The sequence below is a fragment of the Streptomyces sp. NPDC005483 genome, from assembly GCF_040606035.1.
GTDB lineage: Bacteria > Actinomycetota > Actinomycetes > Streptomycetales > Streptomycetaceae > Streptomyces.
Map to the genome: position 1 here is coordinate 142,722 of NZ_JBEXEA010000002.1, position 20,021 is coordinate 162,742.

Here is a 20,021-nt window from a genome sequence, read left to right on the forward strand (position 1 = left end):
CGGCGGCTCGTGTAGCCGTAAGGCGCGAATGCGCCTCATACAGCTTACGGGTGGGTGACTCCGGCGCACCCGTTCGGTCGGCCGGGGAACCCGGCCGGTCACCCCGCCGTTTCCCGGCTGTCAGTACCGGATGACAGGATCGACCCATGCGAGACGCGCTCGACGCCACCCCCTACGACGCCCTGCTCCTGCTCTCGTTCGGAGGCCCGGAGGGCCCGGACGACGTGGTCCCGTTCCTGGAGAACGTGACGCGCGGGCGTGGCATCCCCAAGGAACGCCTGAAGGAAGTGGGCCGGCACTACTTCCTGTTCGGCGGGGTCAGCCCCATCAACGACCAGAACCGCGCCCTGCTGGACGCCCTGCGCAAGGACTTCGCGGACCACGGCCTGGACCTGCCGATCCACTGGGGCAACCGCAACTGGGCGCCCTACCTCACGGACACCCTGCGCGAGATGGTCGCCGACGGCCACCGCCGCATCCTGGTCCTCGCGACCAGCGCCTACGCCTCCTACTCGGGCTGCCGCCAGTACCGCGAGAACCTCGCCGAGTCACTGGCCGCTCTGGAGGCCGAGGGCCTGGAGCTGCCGAAGATCGACAAACTGCGGCACTACTTCAACCACCCCGGCTTCCTGGAGCCCATGATCGACGGGGTGATCGAGTCCCTCGCCGAGCTCCCCGAGGACGTCCGCGACGGCGCCCACATCGCCTTCTCGACCCACTCGATCCCGACCGCGTCCGCGGACACCTCCGGTCCGGTCGAGGGCCACGGCGAGGGCGGCGCGTACGTCGCCCAGCACCTGGCGGTCGCGCGGCTGGTCGCGGACGCCGTCCGTGAGCGCACCGGCGTCGACCACCCCTGGCAGCTCGTGTACCAGTCACGCTCCGGAGCCCCGCACATCCCGTGGCTGGAGCCCGACATCTGCGACCACCTGGAGGAGCGCCACGGGTCCGGCGTCCCGGCCGTGGTGATCGCGCCCATCGGTTTCGTCTCCGACCACATGGAGGTCCTCTACGACCTCGACACGGAGGCCAAGGCCAAGGCCGAGGAGCTGGGCCTGCCGATGCGCCGTTCGGCGACCGTCGGTGACGACCCGCGCTTCGCCGCCGCCGTCCGTGAGCTGGTCCTGGAGCGTGCCGCCGTGGAGCGCGGACAGGAGGTCACGCCCTGCGCCCTCGGCGCGCTCGGGGCCGGCCACAACGTCTGCCCGGTCGGCTGCTGCCCGGCCCGCGCCGCCAAGCCCGCCGCCGCGGGCGTCGACAGCCCGTACGCGTGAGGAGCCCCGTGACCGACCCCCTGCACGCGGAACTGCTGCGGCTGGCCCAGGAGGCCGCCCGTCGCGCCGGTACTCTGCTGCGCGACGGCCGCCCGGCCGACCTCGCCGTCGCCAGGACCAAGTCCAGCCCCATCGACGTGGTGACCGAGATGGACATCGCGGCGGAGAAGCTGATCACCGACCTGATCTCCGAGCACCGCCCGGACGACGGCTTCCTCGGTGAGGAGGGCGCCGCCACCGAGGGCACCAGCGGCGTTCGCTGGGTCATCGACCCGCTCGACGGCACGGTGAACTACCTCTACGGGCTGCCGACTTGGTCGGTCTCCATCGCGGCCGAGCAGGACGGCGAGACCGTCGTCGGGGTCGTCGCGGCGCCCATGCGCGGGGAGACCTACCACGCGGTTGTCGGCCAGGGCGCCTGGGCCACGGGCGCGTGGGAGGGCGAGCGCAGGCTGGAGTGCCGCCCGGCGGCGCCCCTGGAGCAGGCCCTGGTGTCGACGGGCTTCAACTACGTCACCGGGGTCCGCACCCACCAGGCCGAGGTGGCGCAGAAGCTGATCCCCCTCCTGCGCGACATCCGCCGCGGCGGCTCGGCGGCGGTCGACCTGTGCGACCTGGCCGCGGGCCGCCTGGACGGCTACTACGAGCGGGGCCTGAACGCCTGGGACTACGGGGCGGGCGACCTCATCGCCCGGGAAGCGGGCGCCCTGACCGGTGGGCGCCCCGGAGAGCGCCCGAACCCCGCCCTCACCGTCGCCGGTACCCCGGGAGTCTTCGAGCCCCTCCAGCAGCTCCTGGAGGACTTCGGCGCCTGGCACGACTGACAGGCCGACTGCGGGCGAACACGACGTGAACAGCCCCGTACACCGACGCAGCGGGCCCCCGGCGCTGGATTCGCCGGGGGCCCGCTGTCGTGCCGCGTAGCCGATCAGACGCTGACGCTTACCTCCACACCGTGTTCGGCGGCGAGGCGGCGCAGGTCGTCGAGCTCGCCCTGCTCCACCTCCACGAGGAAGTCGTCGCCCTCGTCGCGAGCCCGCGTCAGGTCGGTCTCGGTCGCCCTTATGCGCTGCAGAAGTCCTGCGGTGAATGCGTCCATGCTGCGCCCCCTCGTCCTGGGTCGTGGGTCGGTGGCACGGGGGTGTGCCGTTAGGAAGGGGCGATCACGTCTCCTGCAGGTGCCCAGCGCTGCCCAGGCCGGGCGGCGACGGTGCCGGACACCCACGCCCGCTCTGCGGAAGCGGACAGAGCCGTGCCGCATGGTGGTACGGCACATGCAGAGCGTGATCGCGGGGTGTAAAGCCGTCCTCCCCCCGCTCCCTTCGACGGAAACCTCAACCGCGCGAGAAAATCCCGCATTCCCGCTCTCACACCCGTCTTTCAGCTGCCCCTCACCCGTCTTACAGCCGACTTATGGCCGAAAAGGGCAGGATGGAGGCTCACACTCACCCGGATCCCTGCCCGTGCGTGCCCGAAGCGCGCTACGCGGGTGGACACAGGAAGGACAAGCGACGTGCGCGTACTCGTCGTCGAGGACGAGCAGCTGCTCGCCGATGCGGTGGCCACCGGACTGCGCCGGGAGGCCATGGCCGTCGACGTCGTGTACGACGGTGCGGCGGCCCTGGAACGCATCGGCGTCAACGACTACGACGTGGTCGTCCTCGACCGCGACCTCCCGCTGGTCCACGGCGACGACGTCTGCCGCAGGATCGTCGAACTCGGCATGCCCACACGCGTGCTGATGCTGACGGCGTCCGGCGACGTGAGCGACCGCGTCGAGGGCCTGGAGATCGGCGCCGACGACTATCTGCCCAAGCCCTTCGCGTTCAGCGAGCTGACGGCACGCGTGCGTGCCCTCGGCCGGCGCACCAGCGTGCCGCTGCCGCCGGTCCTGGAGCGCGCCGGGATCAAGCTCGACCCCAACCGCCGCGAGGTCTTCCGCGACGGCAAGGAAGTCCAGCTCGCCCCCAAGGAGTTCGCCGTCCTGGAGGTGCTGATGCGTTCCGAGGGCGCCGTCGTCTCCGCGGAGCAGCTCCTGGAGAAGGCATGGGACGAGAACACCGACCCCTTCACCAACGTCGTGCGGGTGACCGTCATGACGCTGCGCCGCAAGCTGGGCGAACCCCCGGTGATCGTCACCGTCCCCGGCTCGGGCTACCGGATCTGACCCGTGGCCTCGACTCCCGCGCCTCCCCAGGCGCCCCCGAAGCCCACCTGGGACCCCAGGAGGCCGGCGCCGCCGCTGCCCTGGCTGCGCCCGACCATCCGCATAAGGCTCACGCTGCTGTACGGCGGCATGTTCCTGATCGCCGGCATCCTGCTGCTGTCGATCATCTACCTGATCGCCGCCCAGGCGCTGAACATCGGCAGCGAACTCCCCTTCAAGATCACCACGGGCAGCGTCGCCAGCGACATCTGCAACCTGCCCTCGGGCGTCTCGCCCGACGTCATGAATAAGGCCATGGACAGCTGCGTCAACGACCAGCGCCAGCACGCCCTGGACAACCTCCTCAGCCGTTCACTGCTGGCCCTGCTCGGCCTCGCGATCATCGCCTTCGCCTTCGGATACGCGATGGCGGGACGGGTCCTGTCGCCGCTCGGCCGGATCCTGCGCACCGCCCGCGCGGTGGCCGGCTCCGACCTCTCCCGCCGTATCGAGCTGGACGGCCCGGACGACGAGCTCAAGGAACTGGCCGACACCTTCGACGACATGCTGGAGCGCCTGGAGCGGGCCTTCACGGCCCAGCAGCGCTTCGTCGGCAACGCCTCGCACGAACTGCGGACACCGCTGGCGATCAACCGCACGCTCCTGGAGGTGCACCTGTCCGATCCGGGCGCGCCGGTGGAGCTCCAGCAGCTGGGCAAGACACTGCTGGCCACCAACGAGCGCAGTGAACAGCTCGTGGAGGGCCTGCTGCTGCTCGCCCGCAGCGACAACCAGATCGTCGAGCGCAAGCCCGTGGACCTCGCCGAGGTCGCCGAGCAGGCGGTCGACCAGGTGCTCGGCGAGGCGGCGGCCAAGGGCGTGGCGATCCGTGGCGAGCAGAAGTCGGCGGTCGTCCAGGGCAACGGCGTCCTGCTGGAGCGCATCGCCCTGAACCTCGTGCAGAACGCCGTGCGCTACAACGTGCCGGAGGGCGGCTGGGTCGAGGTGACCACGGAGGTCGAGCACGGCCACGCGGTCCTCACCGTCTCGAACACGGGCCCGGTCGTCCCGGCCTACGAGGTCGACAATCTCTTCGAGCCCTTCAAGCGGCTGCGCGGCGCGGACCGCACCGGCAGCGACAAGGGCGTCGGGCTGGGCCTGTCCATCGTGCGGTCCGTGGCCCGGGCGCACGGCGGGCACATCACGGCGCAGCCCCGCGAAGGGGGTGGGCTGATGATGCGAGTCACCCTGCCGGTCTGAGATCATGGCCCCCGCACTGAGATCGACGCACGGGGATGTTCGCTTTGCGCGGAATTTTCTGGGCATTGGGTGGACCATCGCGTGTGTGATCGATCACAAGGGAGAATTTCCCGCCATCTACTGTCGGTGATCATGCACCCTGTCGGAAAGCCGGGATAATCCGGGTTTTCAGGGGTCCTGATCACGGGAAGTACACGGTGAGACGCCTTTGAAGTGCGGGATTCGGACCGTGTACGGTCCCGATCGCCATCCAACCCGATCACTCAAGAGGAGTCCGGTTGGGTGTCGATTGAGTAACAGACCTTGATGTGAGGCAAAATCTCCGCCTCGGGTCGGGCACAAGTCCGGCCTCTCACGCGTTACGTGCGCTGGAGACACCGCAGACACCCAGAGGGGGAGAGCGACATGGCAACGGATTACGACACCCCACGCAAGACCGACGACGACGTCGACTCGGACAGCCTTGAAGAGCTCAAGGCGCGTAGGAACGACAAGTCGACCTCCGCAGTGGACGTCGACGAGTTCGAGGCCGCCGAAGGCCTGGAACTGCCCGGAGCGGACCTCTCGAACGAGGAGCTGGCCGTCCGGGTGCTGCCCAAGCAGCAGGACGAGTTCACCTGCATGAGCTGCTTCCTGGTGCACCACCGCAGCCAGCTGGCCCGGGAGAAGAACGGCCAGCCGATCTGCCGCGACTGCGACTGAGGGCGGGTCGGGCATGACTGGCTCGACCCCACCTTGGAAGCGCCGCTCTCCCCGGCAGGGAGCGGACCAGGGGCCGTCCGACGGCCCCCAGCGCGTGCGTGACGACGAGCGGGGCTCTGCCCATCCGGGAGCCTCGCTCGAACCGGTGGCCGACCGGACTGACCTCCCGGCGCCGGCTGATTCGACCAGGACGCCCGCACCCGTCGCCGGACTGGGGGTCCCCCCGCTCGAGCGAAGTCGAGAGTGGGGGAGGGTGTCGGCGATCCGGGACAAGGCCCGGGAAGGGGCCCGCAAGGGCGGCAGCCGGGCCAGGGCGGGCCTGGCGTACCTCACCGACCGCATCATCGAGAACGCCCCGCGTGTCCCCGTACGGGACCTCGCGACCCTCCGCCGCCAGTTCCCCGGTCTTGGGCCCGAGGCGCTCGCGGACAAGCTCGTCACCGGCGCCGCGAGCGCCACGGCCACCGTCGGAGCGGGGGTCGGGGCGGCGGCGATGCTTCCCGTGCCGCCGGCGATGCCGACCGAACTGGCCGCCGAGATCACCGGCGTGGCCGCGATCGAGCTGAAGCTGATCGCCGAACTCCACGAGGTCTACGGCGTACGGCCGCCCGGAAATCTCAAACAGCGCAGCACCGCGTACCTGAACTCCTGGTCGGGGGAGCGCGGGATCGACGTGAAGAAGCCGTCGACGGTGAGCGGCGCGCTCAACGGCCCGATGAAACAGCAGCTGCGGCAGCAGATCATGAAGCGGATGATCCGCGACCTGCCGAACCTGATGCCGTTCATGGTGGGCGCGGCCGTGGGAGCGGTCATGAACCGCCGCGACACCAGGAGACTCGCCGAGCACATCCGCAAGGACCTGCGGAGGATCCAGGTGCCGTGGGAGGCGTTGTCCGAACTCCCCACCCTGGAGACGCCGACGGACCCGCTGGAGCTGGAGGGGTAAGACTTCCGTGTGACTTCGGGCCTCACGGGTGAAGCCCTGCGCGAACGTTCTAGGCGGCGGCCGTGCGGGCTGTCTTGAGCGCCTCGGCCAGCCGCTCCGGCTCGCGCGTCGACAAATACAGATACGGCGTCGGGTCGTCCGGGTCGACGACCTCCACCTTCAGCGCCCTCGGGATGTAGGAGCGCAGCAGCAGGAAGGCGCGGGTGTCGGCCTTGTAGGTCCGCCAGGCGCGGGCCTCCTCCGGGTCCAGGATCTCCGCCTCGCCCAGCGCCGACACTGGGATCTTCGCCTCGCCCGCGATCAGCGAGTCGCCCACGATCCGGATGCGCAGCGAGCCGTAGGAGCTGGCCATGACCGCCGCCGCGGCGGTGCCGCCGACCAGGCCGCCGAGCAGCGGAAGCGTCCCGAACGGGAGCATGATCAGTGCGAAGGCGACCCCGACCAGGAAGGAGATCAGCCACCAGGAGCGGGGGGCGGTGAGGCGTTCGTCGTACGGGGCGGCGGAGGGCTGCATGGAACCAAGCTTGGCACGGTGTCCTGACAGAGCCGACGCGCGGGTAAGGTCTGCGCCTGTGAGTGGTACTTCCCCGGCTCTCAAGCCTCCCGCCGACGCGGCGCGACCTGTGCGCCACCCGGACGCTCCCGCGTCCGGTGAGCCGCTCGGCGCGCACTACGGCCAGTGTTTCGGCTGTGGCGGCGAGCAGCCCCACGGGCTGCACCTGGAGGCGCGGGCCGGCGAGGGGGTCTCGGTCACCGCCGAGTTCACCGTGCGCCCCGCCCATCAGGGCGCTCCCGGACTCGCGCACGGCGGTGTGCTCGCGACCGCCCTCGACGAGACCCTTGGCTCGCTCAACTGGCTGCTGCGCACGATCGCCGTGACCGGACGCCTGGAGACCGACTTCGTACGGCCGGTGCCCGTCGGCACGGTGCTGTATCTGGAGGCCGAGGTGACCGCGATCGCCGGGCGGAAGATCTACTCGACCGCGACCGGCCGGATCGGCGGCCCGCAGGGGCCCGTCGCGGTCCGCGCGGACGCCCTGTTCGTCGAGGTCGAGGTCGACCACTTCATCGACAACGGCCGCCCGGAGGAGATCCGGGCCGCCATGGACGACCCGGACCAGGTCCGGCGTGCCCGTGCCTTCGAGGTGAACCCGTGAGCCGTGACGCCCTGAGCGTGCTGATCCGGCGCGTCGACCCCGACGTACCGCTTCCGTCGTACGCGCAGCCCGGTGACGCGGGAGCCGACCTGCGGACCACCGAGAGCCGTGAACTGAAGCCCGGAGAGCGGGCCGTGCTGCCGACAGGGGTGTCTGTGGCGCTGCCGGAGGGGTACGCGGCCTTCGTGCACCCACGATCCGGTCTCGCCGCCCGCTGCGGTGTCGCTCTCGTGAATGCCCCGGGGACGGTTGATGCCGGGTACCGTGGGGAGATCAAGGTGATCGTGGTGAACCTCGACCCGCACGAGTCGGTGCGGTTCGAGCGTTTCGACCGGATCGCCCAACTCGTCGTCCAGCAGGTCGAGAGGGTCCGCTTCCAGGAGGTCGCGGAGCTTCCCGAGTCGGCGCGGGCCGAGGGGGGCTTCGGGTCCACCGGCGGTCACGCCGCCGTGGGCGACGGGGGCGATACAAGCGCTGAGGCCGCCGTGGGCGGCACAACGGGTGGGAATCGATACGCATCGGTCGTATCCGACCGGGAAGGACAGTGACGTGTTCGGACGTCGCAACAAGAAGGGTGCCGCCGAGGACGCGGCCGGCGAGGCCGAGCAGGTCGTCGACAGCGTCGACACTGAGGCGGACGACGTAGAGCGCGAGCGCGTACGGCTGGAGCCGGAGCCGCGGCCCGACGGGCCCTGGGACGACACCGAGGTCCGCGACCCCGCCGAGGGCCGCGTGGACCTGGGTGGTCTGTTCGTACCGGGTGTCGACGGCATGGAGCTGCGGGTCGAGGTCGCCGGTGACGCGATCGTCGCGGCGACCGTCGTCCTGCGTGACAGCGCCATCCAGCTCCAGGCCTTCGCCGCTCCCAAGCGCGAGGGCATCTGGGGTGAGGTGCGCGAGGAGATCGGCTCCGGCATCACCCAGCAGGGCGGCATCGTCGACGAGGTCGAGGGTCCGCTGGGCTGGGAGCTGCGTGCTCAGGTGCCGGTACAGCTGCCGGACGGCACGGGTGGTTTCCAGGTCGTGCGGTTCGTGGGTGTGGACGGCCCGCGCTGGTTCCTGCGCGGTGTGATCTCGGGACAGGGCGCGGTGCAGCCGCAGGCGGCCGGGCTCCTGGAGCAGATCTTCCGGGACACGGTCGTGGTGCGCGGCGAGGGCCCGATGGCGCCCCGCGACCCGATCGTCCTCAAGCTGCCGAACGACGCCCAGATGGTCCCCGAGGGCGTTCAGCAGCAGGACGAGGGCTCCCGCTTCTCCGGTGGCATGGGTCAGCTCCAGCGCGGACCGGAGATCACCGAGGTCCGGTAGTCGCAGGAGTCGAGGGCCGTACCCCCTGGGGTGCGGCCCTTTGTCGTGCGTGGACCCTTGACGGTTGATTGGTCTGTACCTACCTTCTCCGCTCAACGCCTCTGTTCATAAAGGCGCTTTCCGTTCATATACGAGAACGAAAGGCCCCCCACGCATGCGCAGAACCGCACTCCTCACCGCCGCCGTCGCCCTGGTCGCCGGCGCCCTCTCCTGGCCCGCCGAGGCCGCGCCCGCCACCTTCGCCCACCCCGGAGTCACCGTCTCCCGGGCGCAGTTGGACTTCGCTCGCGGCAAGGTCGACGCGGGTGCCCAGCCCTGGAAGAGCGCCTTCGATCAGATGCTGGCGAGCAAGTACGCCGATCTGAACCGCACGCCCAAGCCGCGCGCGGTCGTCGAGTGCGGGTCGTACTCGAACCCCAACTACGGCTGCACCGACGAGCGCGAGGACGCGATCGCCGCCTACACCGACGCCCTCGCCTGGTACATCACCCGGGACGAGCGGTACGCCAAGAAGTCCATCCAGCTCATGGACGCCTGGTCGGCGGTGATCACGGACCACACCAACAGCAACGCGCCCCTCCAGACCGGCTGGGCCGGCTCCTCGTGGCCCAGGGCCGCCGAGATCATCAAGTACACGTACACCGGGAGCTGGGCGAACTCCGGACGCTTCGCGACCATGCTGCGGAACGTCTATCTGCCCGAGATCGTCAACGGCTCGAACTCCAACGGCAACTGGGAGCTGTCGATGATGGAGGCGGCCGTCGGCATCTCCGTCTTCCTGGAGGACAAGGCGTCGTACGACAAGGCCATGGCGAAGTTCCGCACCCGTACCGCGGCCTATGTGTACCTCGCCTCCGACGGTGAGTTGCCGAAGACCGTGCCGAGCCAGAACCTCAACACCCGGGACAAGATCGTCGGTTACTGGCAGGGGCAGTCCTCCTTCGTCACCGGGCTCACGCAGGAGACCTGCCGGGACCTCACGCACACCGGGTACGGGATCTCCGCGATCTCGCACGTCGCCGAGACGAGCCGGATCCAGGGGCAGGACCTGTACGGCACGGACGTGGGTGAGCGGCTGCGGCAGGCGCTGGGGTTCCAGGCCAAGTACGAACTCGGGACGGCCGTGCCGAGCTGGCTGTGCGGCGGGTCGCTGAAGCTGGGGCTCGGGCCGGTCACCGAGGTCGGGTACAACGCACTGCACCATCGGCTTGGCATGGGCATGACCAACACGCAGACGCTGACCGAGCGGAACCGTCCGGCGGGCAGCAACAACCTCTTCGTGGCCTGGGAGACTCTCACCCACGGGGACAACCCGAACTGAAAGCGTTGTAGGCCGGGCGCCGGGCGGTGATACTGGCGCCCGGTTTCACGGTGCGCGGTTTCGCGGTTTCACGGGGGAGGACGCATGACTCAGGTGGTCACCGAGACCATGGTGCGGGTCGAGGACATCCACAGGTCGTTCGGTGAGGGGGCCGCCGCCGTGCACGCGCTGCGCGGCGTCTCCTTCGAGGTGCCGCGCGGTGAACTCGTCGCCCTCAAGGGGCGCTCCGGTTCAGGGAAGACCACGCTCCTCAACGTCGTCGGCGGACTCGACCGGCCCGACCAGGGGCGGGTCGTGCTCGACGGGGTGGACCTCGCCGGGTTGGACGAGGACGGGCTGCTGGCCCTGCGCCGGGACCGTATCGGCTTCGTGTTCCAGTCCTTCGGGCTCATCCCGATCCTCACCGCCGCCGAGAACGTCGGCGTGCCGATGCGGCTGCGCAGGATGGACCCACGCGCGCGCGAGGAGCGCGTCGAGTTGCTGCTGGCCCTGGTCGGCCTCGCGGACCACGCCAAGCAGCGGCCGGGTGAGCTCTCCGGCGGCCAGCAGCAACGGGTCGCCATTGCCCGCGCCCTCGCCAACAACCCCGCCCTCCTCGTCGCCGACGAGCCGACCGGGCAACTGGACGCGGAGACCGGTCACGCCGTCATGGAGCTGCTGCGGGCCGTCGTACGCAGCGAGAACGTCACCGCCCTGGTGGCCACCCACGACACGACCCTCCTGGACCTGGCGGACCGCGTGCTGGAGCTGGGGGACGGGGAGATCGTGGGGGACTGAGCGGCGTCTCGTGCCGAGCCGACCGCGTTTCGTGGCGGCGGGAGCCTGAACGCCGGGTCGGCGGGTCCGCGGGGAGAACCGGTGCGTTCTGGTGACGCCGAGCGGGTGGTCCGGGACGCGCGGCGGCGGCGTGATCGCCGGGGTGGTTCTGGGGGCGTGGCAGGGGTTGCCGTAGTGGCGTGGGCTGCGGGCGCCGAGCTTGGTGGCGGGGTGCTGTGGGGGTGGCCCGGGTGTTGTCGGGGCTGTCGGGGGGTGAGCCGGGGCTCGGTGGCGGGTGTGCTGTGTCGGGTGGGGTCGCTTGGGTTGCGGGTTTCCTGCGTCGAGTGGGGTGCTGTGGCGGTGGCCCAGGTGTTGTCGGGGCCGTGGGGTGAGCCCGGGGGGCTCGGTGTCGGTGTGCGTGTCCGGTCGGGGTCGCTTGGGCTGCGGGTGTCGTGCCTTGAGCGGGCTGGGCGTCGGGGTGGCTCCGTTGTCGGGGTCGTGCGGGAGAGTGCCGGTGTGTGCGGTGCCGGCGTGATGCGCCGGGCGGAGTTCGGCGCCGTGGCATAGGGCGCGGGTCTCGCGCACGGAGGGGGCTGCCCAGCCGGAGCCGTCTGGAAGGGGCCGGGGCGGGGGTGCCCGGCCGTCGCGTCAGAGTTGCGTCAAAGACGGCCCCCGGGCTGGTCCCGGGCCCCTTCGCCGGGATCCTCGGCCGTAAGGTCGACGCTGCGTAGGCAGCAGTGACCGGAAGACAATGGGCTCATGGGACGCGGCAAGCTTCGGATCTACCTCGGTGCGGCACCGGGCGTCGGCAAGACGTACGCGATGCTGTCCGAGGCGCACCGCAGGATCGAGCGGGGCAAGGACTGTGTCGTGGGCTTCGTGGAGCACCACGGGAGGCCGCGTACCGAGGTGATGCTGCACGGGCTCGAGGAGATCCCGCGCCGGGAGGTGGAGTACCGGGACTCGCTCTTCACCGAGATGGACGTCGACGCGGTGCTGCGACGGGCCCCCGCCGTCGCCCTGGTGGACGAACTCGCCCACACCAACATCCCCGGCTCGCGCAACGCCAAGCGCTGGCAGGACGTGGAGGAACTGCTCGCGGCCGGGATCGACGTGGTCTCGACCGTGAACATCCAGCATCTGGAGTCGCTCGGTGACGTCGTCGAGGCGATCACCGGGGTGCGGCAGCGGGAGACCGTGCCCGACGAAGTCGTACGGCGAGCCGACCAGATCGAGCTGGTCGACATGTCGCCCCAGGCGCTGCGGCGGCGGATGGCGCACGGCAACATCTACCAGCCCGACAAGGTGGACGCGGCCCTGTCGAACTACTTCCGGCCCGGCAACCTCACCGCCCTGCGGGAACTCGCGCTGCTGTGGGTGGCCGACCGGGTCGACGAGTACCTCCAGCAGTACCGCAGCGAGCACCGGGTCTCGAAGATCTGGGGGTCCAGGGAGCGGATCGTGGTCGGGCTGACCGGGGGGCCGGAGGGGCGGACGCTGATCCGGCGGGCCGCGCGGCTGGCCGAGAAGGGCGCCGGCGGCGAGGTGCTCGCCGTCTACATAGCCCGCAGTGACGGTCTGACCTCTGCCTCGCCGAAGGAGCTCACCGTCCAGAGGACCCTCGTCGAGGACCTGGGAGGAACCTTTCACCATGTGGTCGGCGACGACATACCGGCCGCGCTGCTCGACTTCGCGCGCGGGGTCAACGCCACCCAGATCGTCCTCGGTTCCTCCCGCCGCAAGACCTGGCAGTACGTCTTCGGCCCCGGCGTCGGCGCGACCGTGGCCCGCGAGTCCGGGCCCGACCTGGACGTGCACATCGTCACCCACGAAGAGGTCGCCAAGGGGCGCGGACTGCCCGTCGCGCGCAGTGCGCGGCTGGGGCGGGCCCGGATCCTGTGGGGCTGGCTGGTCGGTCTGGCCGGCCCGGCGTTCCTGACGATCCTCCTCACCACAGTCGACCTCGGCCTCGCCAACGACATGCTGCTGTTCCTGGCGGTCGTGGTGGCCGCGGCCCTGCTCGGCGGACTCTTCCCCGCGCTCGGGTCGGCCGCGGTCGGCTCGCTGCTGCTGAACTACTTCTACACACCACCCCTGCACCGCTGGACCATCGCCGACCCGAAGAACATCGTCGCCATCGTGATCTTCGTGGGCGTCGGCATCTCCGTGGCCTCCGTGGTCGATCTCGCCGCCCGTCGCACCCACCAGGCCGCCCGGCTGCGCGCGGAGTCGGAGATCCTGTCCTTCCTCGCCGGGAACGTGCTGCGCGGCGAGACCCGTCTGGAGGAGCTCCTGGAGCGCGTCCGGGAGACCTTCGGCATGGAGTCGGCGGCCCTGCTGGAACGGGCGAGTGACGTCGAGCCGTGGACCTGCGCGGGCCGGGCGGGACTCGGACCGCCCGTGGAGCGGCCGGAGGACGCCGACGTCGACATGCCGGTGGGGGACCACATGGCACTCGCGCTCACCGGCCGGGTGCTGCCCGCCGAGGACCGCCGGGTGCTCGCCGCCTTCGCCGCCCAGGCCGCCGTCGTCCTGGACCGCCGCAGGCTCCAGGAGGAGGCCGACCAGGCCCGCACGCTGGCCGAGGGCAACCGCATCCGTACGGCGCTCCTGGCGGCCGTCTCGCATGATCTGCGGACCCCGCTCGCCGGGATCAAGGCCGCCGTCTCCTCGCTCAGGTCCGACGACGTCGCCTGGTCCGAGGAGGACCAGGCCGAGCTCCTGGAGGGCATCGAGGAGGGCGCCGACCGGCTCGACCACCTCGTGGGCAACCTGCTGGACATGTCCCGCCTGCAGACCGGAACGGTCACCGCGATCATCCGCGAGATCGACCTCGACGAGGTGGTGCCGATGGCGCTCGGCGGGGTGCCCGACGGGAGCGTCGAGCTGGACGTCCCGGAGTCGCTGCCGATGGTCGCCGTCGACCCCGGGCTCCTGGAGCGGTCGGTGGCCAACCTGGTCGAGAACGCCGTCAAGTACAGCCCGCCCGGCGACCCCGTCCGGGTCTCCGCCAGCGCCATCGCCGACCGGGTCGAGGTACGGGTGGTCGACCGCGGCCCGGGCGTCCCCGACGAGGCCAAGGAGCGCATCTTCGCGCCCTTCCAGCGCTACGGCGACGCCCCGCGCGGCGCCGGAGTGGGGCTCGGACTCGCGGTGGCCCGGGGTTTCGCGGAGGCCATGAACGGCACCCTCAACGCCGAGGACACGCCCGGCGGTGGCCTCACCATGGTGCTGACACTCCGCGCGGCACACACGCGCGTGGAGCTCCTCGAAGAACCCTTCGCGGAGGCGGAACCCGAAAGGCAGGCCACATGACCAGGGTGTTGGTCATCGACGACGAGCCGCAGATCGTGCGCGCCCTCGTGATCAACCTCAAGGCGCGCAAGTACGAGGTCGACGCGGCGCACGACGGCGCCACCGCGCTCCGGCTCGCCGCCGCCCGCCACCCCGACGTGGTCGTCCTCGACCTGGGGCTGCCCGACATGGACGGCGTCGAGGTGATCAGGGGGCTGCGCGGCTGGACCCGGGTGCCGATCCTCGTGCTGTCCGCCCGGCACTCCTCCGACGAGAAGGTCGAGGCGCTGGACGCGGGCGCCGACGACTACGTCACCAAGCCCTTCGGCATGGACGAACTGCTCGCCCGCCTGCGGGCCGCCGTGCGCCGCGCCGAGCCCACCGGGGGCGGCGAGGACGACGTCCTGGTGGAGACCGACGAGTTCACCGTCGACCTGGCCGCCAAGAAGGTCCAGAAGCACGGCAGGGACGTACGTCTCACGCCCACCGAGTGGCACCTGCTGGAGGTGCTGGTCCGCAACTCCGGCCGGCTGGTCGGCCAGAAGCAGCTCCTCCAGGAGGTCTGGGGGCCGTCGTACGGGACGGAGACGAACTACCTGCGGGTCTACATGGCCCAGCTGCGGCGGAAGCTGGAGGCGGATCCCTCGCATCCCAAGCACTTCGTCACGGAACCGGGCATGGGATACCGGTTCGAACGCTAGTGCTGTGGGTACAACGCTGTCGGCGCACCCCGGTACGCTTTCGGATATGAGTGCTGTTCCTCGTTCCGAGAAGCCGGTGGGCCGGTTCCGGCGCATGCTCGGCCGGCTGTCCTCGTCGCAGGAGGACCTGGAGTCCGAGGAGCTGCGGGAGGACACCGAGACCGCCGGTTGCACCCGGATCGGCGACTGTCACGACCGCCAGATCGTGACTGTTACTGGTACCTTGCGCACGGTCACCCTGCGGCCGCGCGCGGGCGTCCCGGCCCTGGAGGCCGAGCTGTTCGATGGCTCCGCCGCCCTGGACGTGGTGTGGCTCGGCAGGCGCTCCATAGTCGGGATAGAACCGGGGCGCAAGCTGATCGCATCGGGCCGGATCTCGATGAGCCGGGGCCGCCGGGTGCTGTTCAATCCGAAATACGAACTCCGACCCGTGGGACGGGAGTAGCCGGTGACGTCTCTCGACAAGCCGACCGAAGACACTGAGGCCGACGACGCACGGGCGGTGACCGAGGCCGCCCTGTTCGAGGCCTTCGGCGGCGTCCGGGGCATGGTCGAGACGGTTCTGCCGGGCCTGCTCTTCGTCACGATCTTCACGATCAACAAAAACCTGCACCTGTCGGCGATCGCCGCGCTCGCGGTGTCGCTGCTGCTGGTCGTGGTCCGTCTGGTCATGCGGGACACCGTCAAGCACGCCTTCAGCGGAGTCTTCGGCGTCGCCTTCGGTGTCGTCTTCGCGATGATGACGGGCAACGCCAAGAACTTCTATCTGCCAGGCATGCTGTACACGCTGGGCCTGGGCCTGGCGTACGTCATCACCACGCTCGCCGGCGTGCCGCTGATGGGGCTCATCCTCGGCCCGGTCTTCAAGGAGAACCTCTCCTGGCGGACCCGCAACCCAGGCCGCAAGGAGGCGTACGCCAAGGCCAGTTTCGCCTGGGGCGGCATCCTGCTGGCCAAGTGCGCGATTCTCTTCCCGCTGTACTTCTGGGCCGACCCGGCGCAGTTGGGCTGGGTCCTGGTCGCTCTGAAGATCCCGCCGTTCCTGCTGGCCGTGTGGCTGACCTGGGTCTTCCTCGCGAAGGCGCCGGCGCCGATCGACGTGTTCGCGGAGATGGAGGCCGAGGAGAAGGCCGAGGACGAACGCCGGCGCGCTGAACGCGAGGAGACCGCGGGAGGCCGACACCGCCGGGAGGCCTAGCAGTACCCGGAGCCGGCGTGGGCGTCGCCAGGGGCTGCCGCCCCCGGACCCCCGCTTCGGCCCTGAAGGGGCCTCGTCCTCAAGCGCCGGACGGGCTGAGTCGGAAAGGGCGCCCTGAGAATCTCAGGGCGCCCTCCGGCGTCGTACCGCCTAAGAGGCTTCTTCCCGGCGCACCGACAGCAGGTCCTCCAGCTGTTCCTCGCGGGCCTGGGCGGCCACGAACAGGAGTTCGTCGCCGGCCTCCAGCGAGTCCTCCTGGGACGGGGTCAGGACGCGGTTGCCGCGGATGATGGTGACCAGGGAGGTGTCCTCAGGCCACTCCACGTCGCCGACCGTCGTGCCGGCCAGGGCCGACTCCTCGGGCAGGGTCAGCTCGACCAGGTTTGCGTCGCCGTGGCTGAAGCGGAGCAGGCGGACCAGGTCGCCGACGCTGACCGCCTCCTCGACCAGGGCGGACATCAGACGCGGGGTGGAGACGGCGACGTCGACGCCCCAGGACTCGTTGAACAGCCACTCGTTCTTCGGGTTGTTCACGCGGGCGACGACCCGCGGGACGCCGTACTCCGTCTTCGCCAGCAGGGAGACGACCAGGTTGACCTTGTCGTCGCCGGTCGCGGCGATCACGACGTTGCAGCGCTGGAGCGCGGCCTCGTCCAGGGAGGTGATCTCGCAGGCGTCGGCGAGCAGCCACTCCGCCTGCGGGACGCGCTCGACCGAGATGGCGGTCGGCGCCTTGTCGATGAGAAGGACCTCGTGGCCGTTCTCCAGCAGTTCGCCCGCGATCGAGCGGCCGACCGCACCGGCACCGGCAATGGCGACCCTCATCAGTGACCGCCCTCCTCTTCGGGGCCCTCGGCGAAGGACGCCTCGACCTTCTCGATGTCGTCCGTGCGCATCATCACGTGGACCAGGTCGCCCTCCTGCAGCACCGTCTGCGAGGTGGGCAGGATCGCCTCGCCGAGGCGGGTCAGGAACGCCACGCGGACGCCCGTCTCCTCCTGCATCTTGCTGATCTTGTGGCCGACCCAGGCGGTCGAGGCGTGCACCTCGGCCAGCTGGACCCCGCCGGTGGGATCACGCCACAACGGCTCCGCGCCGGACGGCAGCAGCCGGCGCAGCATCTGGTCGGCCGTCCAGCGCACGGTGGCCACCGTCGGGATGCCCAGGCGCTGGTAGACCTCGGCGCGCCGGGGGTCGTAGATCCGGGCTGCGACGTTCTCGATGCCGAACATCTCGCGGGCCACGCGCGCGGCGATGATGTTGGAGTTGTCGCCGCTGGAGACCGCGGCGAAGGCGCCCGCCTCCTCGATGCCCGCCTCGCGCAGGGTGTCCTGGTCGAAGCCGACTCCGGTGACACGACGACCGCCGAAACCGGAGCCCAGTCGTCGGAAGGCGGTGGGGTCCTGGTCGATCACGGCGACCGTGTGCCCCTGTTGCTCCAGGGTCTGGGCGAGAGCGGAACCCACTCTCCCGCAGCCCATGATGACGATGTGCACGACCGTCCTTCCGGTGTCAATAAGTACTGCTCAGCCACATCAGGGTCTCAGACCGACGCCCAAGCTACACACGCGCGGTAGGACGACGGCACCCCTGTGCACGGTTGCCGTCGACTTGGAGTCCGTCAGCGGCGGCCGATGCTGCGGACGCTCGCGAGCGTCAGGATTCCGAGGCCGACGAGGGCGGTCGCCGCGCCGATGAGCTCTGCGGTCGTGTGCATGGAACCTCCGAGGGCAGTGCGGGACGGGGTCCTGTCATATAGGCATGCCGCTTCGCCCACCTGCGGAATCCGTAGCCGCAGCGCATCCGGATTTCACCCGGAGAGCAGATGCGGGGTGCCGGGTGGTTGCCCGCCCGTTCGAACGCCTACGCTTCTCTGTTGTGTCCAAACTGACCGACGTGCCCAAACGGATCCTGATCGGGCGCGCACTGCGCAGTGACCGCCTCGGGGAAACGCTCCTGCCGAAGCGCATCGCCCTGCCGGTGTTCGCCTCCGACCCGTTGTCCTCCGTGGCGTACGCGCCTGGCGAGGTGCTGCTGGTCCTGTCCATCGCGGGTGTGTCGGCCTACCACTTCAGCCCCTGGATCGCCGTCGCGGTCGTCGTGCTGATGTTCACGGTGGTCGCCTCCTACCGGCAGAACGTGCACGCGTACCCGAGCGGCGGCGGCGACTACGAGGTGGCCAACACCAACCTCGGCCCCAAGGCAGGCCTCACGGTCGCCAGCGCCCTCCTCGTCGACTACGTCCTCACGGTCGCCGTCTCCATCGCCTCCGGCATCGAGAACCTCGGCTCCGCGATCCCGTTCGTCGTCGAGCACAAGGTGCTCTGCGCGATCGCCGTGATCATCCTGCTGACGCTGATGAACCTGCGCGGCATGAAGGAGTCCGGCTCCCTGTTCGCGATTCCGACGTACGTCTTCGTCACCGGCGTCTTCATCATGATCGCGTGGGGTGCGTTCCGCGGGCTGGTCCTGGACGACACCATGCGAGCACCGACAGCGGACTACCACATCAAGGCCGAGCACCAGGGTCTGGCCGGATTCGCCCTGGTCTTCCTGCTGCTGCGCGCCTTCTCCTCCGGCTGTGCCGCGCTCACCGGTGTCGAGGCCATCTCCAACGGCGTGCCGGCCTTCCGCAAGCCCAAGTCGAAGAACGCGGCGACCACGCTCGCGATGATGGGCCTGCTCGCCGTCACCATGTTCTGCGGGATCATCGCGCTGGCCATGGACACCAAGGTCCGCATGGCCGAGAACCCGGCCGTCGACCTGATCCACAACGGCGTCCCCCTCGGTTCGGACTACGTCCAGAACCCGGTGATCTCCCAGGTCGCCGAGGCCGTCTTCGGCAAGGGCAGCTTCCTGTTCATCGTGCTGGCCGCGGCCACCGCGCTGGTGCTGTTCCTCGCCGCGAACACCGCCTACAACGGCTTCCCGCTGCTCGGCTCCATCCTCGCCCAGGACCGCTACCTGCCGCGCCAGCTGCACACCCGCGGCGACCGCCTCGCCTTCTCCAACGGCATCGTGCTGCTGGCCGGTGCGGCCGGCATGCTGGTGTGGATCTACGGCGCCGACTCCACCCGGCTGATCCAGCTCTACATCGTCGGCGTGTTCGTGTCCTTCACGCTCAGCCAGACCGGCATGGTCCGGCACTGGAACCGCCACCTGGCCACCGAGAAGGACGCCGCGAAGCGCAGCCACATGGTCCGCTCCCGCGCGATCAACGCCTTCGGCGCCTTCTTCACCGGGCTCGTCCTGGTCGTCGTCCTCGTCACCAAGTTCACCCACGGCGCCTGGGTGGCGCTGCTCGGGATGTGCATCTTCTACGCGACGATGACCGCGATCCGTAAGCACTACGACCGGGTCGCCGAGGAGCTCGCCGCCCCCGAGGGCCCCAGCGACGACAGCCTGCGCCCCTCCCGCGTCCACTCCGTCGTCCTGATCTCCAAGATCCACCGCCCGGCCCTGCGCGCGCTGGCCTACGCCAAGCTGATGCGCTCGGACTCGCTCGAGGCCCTGAGCGTCAACGTCGACCCGGCCGAGACCAAGGCACTGCGCGCCGAGTGGGAGCGGCGCGGGATCGACGTACCGCTGAAGGTGCTGGACTCGCCGTACCGCGAGATCACGCGACCGATCATCGACTACGTCAAGGGGCTCAGGAAGGAGTCGCCGCGCGACGCGGTGTCCGTGATCATCCCCGAGTACGTGGTCGGTCACTGGTACGAGCACCTGCTGCACAACCAGAGCGCGCTCCGGCTCAAGGGCCGGCTGCTGTTCACGCCGGGGGTCATGGTCACCTCGGTGCCCTACCAGCTCCAGTCCTCGGAGGTGGCGAAGAAGCGCGCCCGCAGGCGGCAGGAGTGGAACGCGCCGGGTGCGGTGCGGCGCGGGCCGGCCGAGCAGCGGGCGAAGGAGCCCTCGGCGCCGAAGTAGACTGGTGGGCTGTTGTCCTGGTGGGTTGTCG

Annotated in this window: 20 protein-coding genes; 16 read left to right on the top strand and 4 right to left on the bottom strand. The window is 70.2% G+C overall.

Features of this window, described 5'->3' with window-relative positions:
- The first annotated feature begins 146 nt into the window (after positions 1–146).
- Positions 147–1,274 (top strand): ferrochelatase, encoded by a 1,128-nt coding sequence (locus tag ABZT06_RS03970; RefSeq protein ID WP_355734398.1) that lies wholly within the window; start codon positions 147–149, stop codon positions 1,272–1,274.
- A gap of 8 nt (positions 1,275–1,282) precedes the next feature.
- Positions 1,283–2,098, top strand: a complete 816-nt coding sequence (locus tag ABZT06_RS03975; protein WP_355734401.1) for an inositol monophosphatase family protein — start codon at positions 1,283–1,285, stop codon at positions 2,096–2,098.
- 104 nt (positions 2,099–2,202) lie between these two features.
- Here the strand turns inward: ABZT06_RS03975 and ABZT06_RS03980 are convergent, their stop codons facing one another.
- Complete coding sequence (locus ABZT06_RS03980) at positions 2,203–2,373, bottom strand: hypothetical protein (RefSeq protein WP_355734403.1); 171 nt, start codon at positions 2,371–2,373, stop codon at positions 2,203–2,205.
- A 414-nt stretch (positions 2,374–2,787) separates the two neighbouring features.
- Here ABZT06_RS03980 and ABZT06_RS03985 point away from each other — a divergent pair, with 414 nt between their 5' ends.
- The 4 genes from ABZT06_RS03985 (at position 2,788) to ABZT06_RS04000 (ending at position 6,328) form a co-directional block, all read left to right on the top strand.
- Complete coding sequence (locus ABZT06_RS03985) at positions 2,788–3,441, top strand: response regulator transcription factor (protein WP_009191109.1); 654 nt, start codon at positions 2,788–2,790, stop codon at positions 3,439–3,441.
- A gap of 3 nt (positions 3,442–3,444) precedes the next feature.
- Positions 3,445–4,680 carry a HAMP domain-containing sensor histidine kinase gene (locus ABZT06_RS03990; RefSeq protein ID WP_355734408.1) on the top strand — a complete coding sequence of 412 codons (1,236 nt, stop codon included), beginning with the start codon at positions 3,445–3,447 and terminating at the stop codon, positions 4,678–4,680.
- Between the two features lie 405 nt (positions 4,681–5,085).
- Positions 5,086–5,382, top strand: a complete 297-nt coding sequence (locus ABZT06_RS03995) for a DUF4193 domain-containing protein (protein ID WP_005481602.1) — start codon at positions 5,086–5,088, stop codon at positions 5,380–5,382.
- Between the two features lie 13 nt (positions 5,383–5,395).
- Positions 5,396–6,328 (top strand): hypothetical protein, encoded by a 933-nt coding sequence (locus ABZT06_RS04000; protein ID WP_355734412.1) that lies wholly within the window; start codon positions 5,396–5,398, stop codon positions 6,326–6,328.
- Between the two features lie 49 nt (positions 6,329–6,377).
- On the opposite strand, the gene ABZT06_RS04005 is transcribed toward ABZT06_RS04000, so the two are convergent.
- Positions 6,378–6,842: a DUF3093 domain-containing protein gene (locus ABZT06_RS04005; RefSeq protein WP_355734414.1), complete on the bottom strand. Its 465-nt coding sequence runs from the start codon at positions 6,840–6,842 to the stop codon at positions 6,378–6,380.
- A gap of 58 nt (positions 6,843–6,900) precedes the next feature.
- Between ABZT06_RS04005 and ABZT06_RS04010 the strand changes: the two genes are divergently transcribed.
- The 9 genes from ABZT06_RS04010 (at position 6,901) to ABZT06_RS04050 (ending at position 16,063) form a co-directional block, all read left to right on the top strand.
- Positions 6,901–7,485 (top strand): PaaI family thioesterase, encoded by a 585-nt coding sequence (locus ABZT06_RS04010; RefSeq protein WP_355734416.1) that lies wholly within the window; start codon positions 6,901–6,903, stop codon positions 7,483–7,485.
- A complete protein-coding gene (gene dut, locus ABZT06_RS04015) occupies positions 7,482–8,033 on the top strand; it encodes a dUTP diphosphatase (RefSeq protein WP_355734419.1) in 552 nt (183 codons plus the stop codon). The genes ABZT06_RS04010 and dut overlap by 4 nt, the downstream gene beginning before the upstream one ends.
- A gap of 1 nt (position 8,034) precedes the next feature.
- A complete protein-coding gene (locus ABZT06_RS04020; RefSeq protein WP_355734422.1) occupies positions 8,035–8,793 on the top strand; it encodes a DUF3710 domain-containing protein in 759 nt (252 codons plus the stop codon).
- Positions 8,794–8,947: 154 nt separating this feature from the next.
- Positions 8,948–10,114: an alginate lyase family protein gene (locus tag ABZT06_RS04025; protein WP_355734425.1), complete on the top strand. Its 1,167-nt coding sequence runs from the start codon at positions 8,948–8,950 to the stop codon at positions 10,112–10,114.
- Between the two features lie 84 nt (positions 10,115–10,198).
- On the top strand, positions 10,199–10,891 hold the full coding sequence (locus ABZT06_RS04030) for an ABC transporter ATP-binding protein (protein ID WP_355734428.1): 693 nt from the start codon (positions 10,199–10,201) through the stop codon (positions 10,889–10,891).
- A 738-nt stretch (positions 10,892–11,629) separates the two neighbouring features.
- Entirely contained in the window at positions 11,630–14,185 is a 2,556-nt protein-coding gene (locus ABZT06_RS04035; RefSeq protein WP_355734431.1) for a sensor histidine kinase KdpD, read from the top strand.
- The gene (locus ABZT06_RS04040) at positions 14,182–14,865 is read left to right on the top strand and encodes a response regulator (RefSeq protein ID WP_355734434.1); all 684 of its coding nucleotides are present in this window, start codon (positions 14,182–14,184) and stop codon (positions 14,863–14,865) included. Before ABZT06_RS04035 ends, ABZT06_RS04040 begins: the two co-directional genes overlap by 4 nt.
- A gap of 46 nt (positions 14,866–14,911) precedes the next feature.
- The gene (locus tag ABZT06_RS04045; RefSeq protein WP_355734436.1) at positions 14,912–15,310 is read left to right on the top strand and encodes an OB-fold nucleic acid binding domain-containing protein; all 399 of its coding nucleotides are present in this window, start codon (positions 14,912–14,914) and stop codon (positions 15,308–15,310) included.
- Between the two features lie 3 nt (positions 15,311–15,313).
- Entirely contained in the window at positions 15,314–16,063 is a 750-nt protein-coding gene (locus ABZT06_RS04050; RefSeq protein WP_355734439.1) for a DUF3159 domain-containing protein, read from the top strand.
- A gap of 150 nt (positions 16,064–16,213) precedes the next feature.
- On the opposite strand, the gene ABZT06_RS04055 is transcribed toward ABZT06_RS04050, so the two are convergent.
- Both ABZT06_RS04055 and ABZT06_RS04060 read right to left on the bottom strand, forming a co-directional pair.
- Complete coding sequence (locus tag ABZT06_RS04055; RefSeq protein WP_355734442.1) at positions 16,214–16,888, bottom strand: TrkA family potassium uptake protein; 675 nt, start codon at positions 16,886–16,888, stop codon at positions 16,214–16,216.
- Entirely contained in the window at positions 16,888–17,559 is a 672-nt protein-coding gene (locus tag ABZT06_RS04060) for a TrkA family potassium uptake protein (RefSeq protein WP_007385233.1), read from the bottom strand. The genes ABZT06_RS04055 and ABZT06_RS04060 overlap by 1 nt, the downstream gene beginning before the upstream one ends.
- Positions 17,560–17,941: 382 nt before the next feature.
- On the opposite strand from ABZT06_RS04060, the gene ABZT06_RS04065 reads away from it, so the two are divergent.
- Positions 17,942–19,990, top strand: a complete 2,049-nt coding sequence (locus tag ABZT06_RS04065; RefSeq protein WP_355734446.1) for an APC family permease — start codon at positions 17,942–17,944, stop codon at positions 19,988–19,990.
- Positions 19,991–20,021 lie beyond the last annotated feature (31 nt).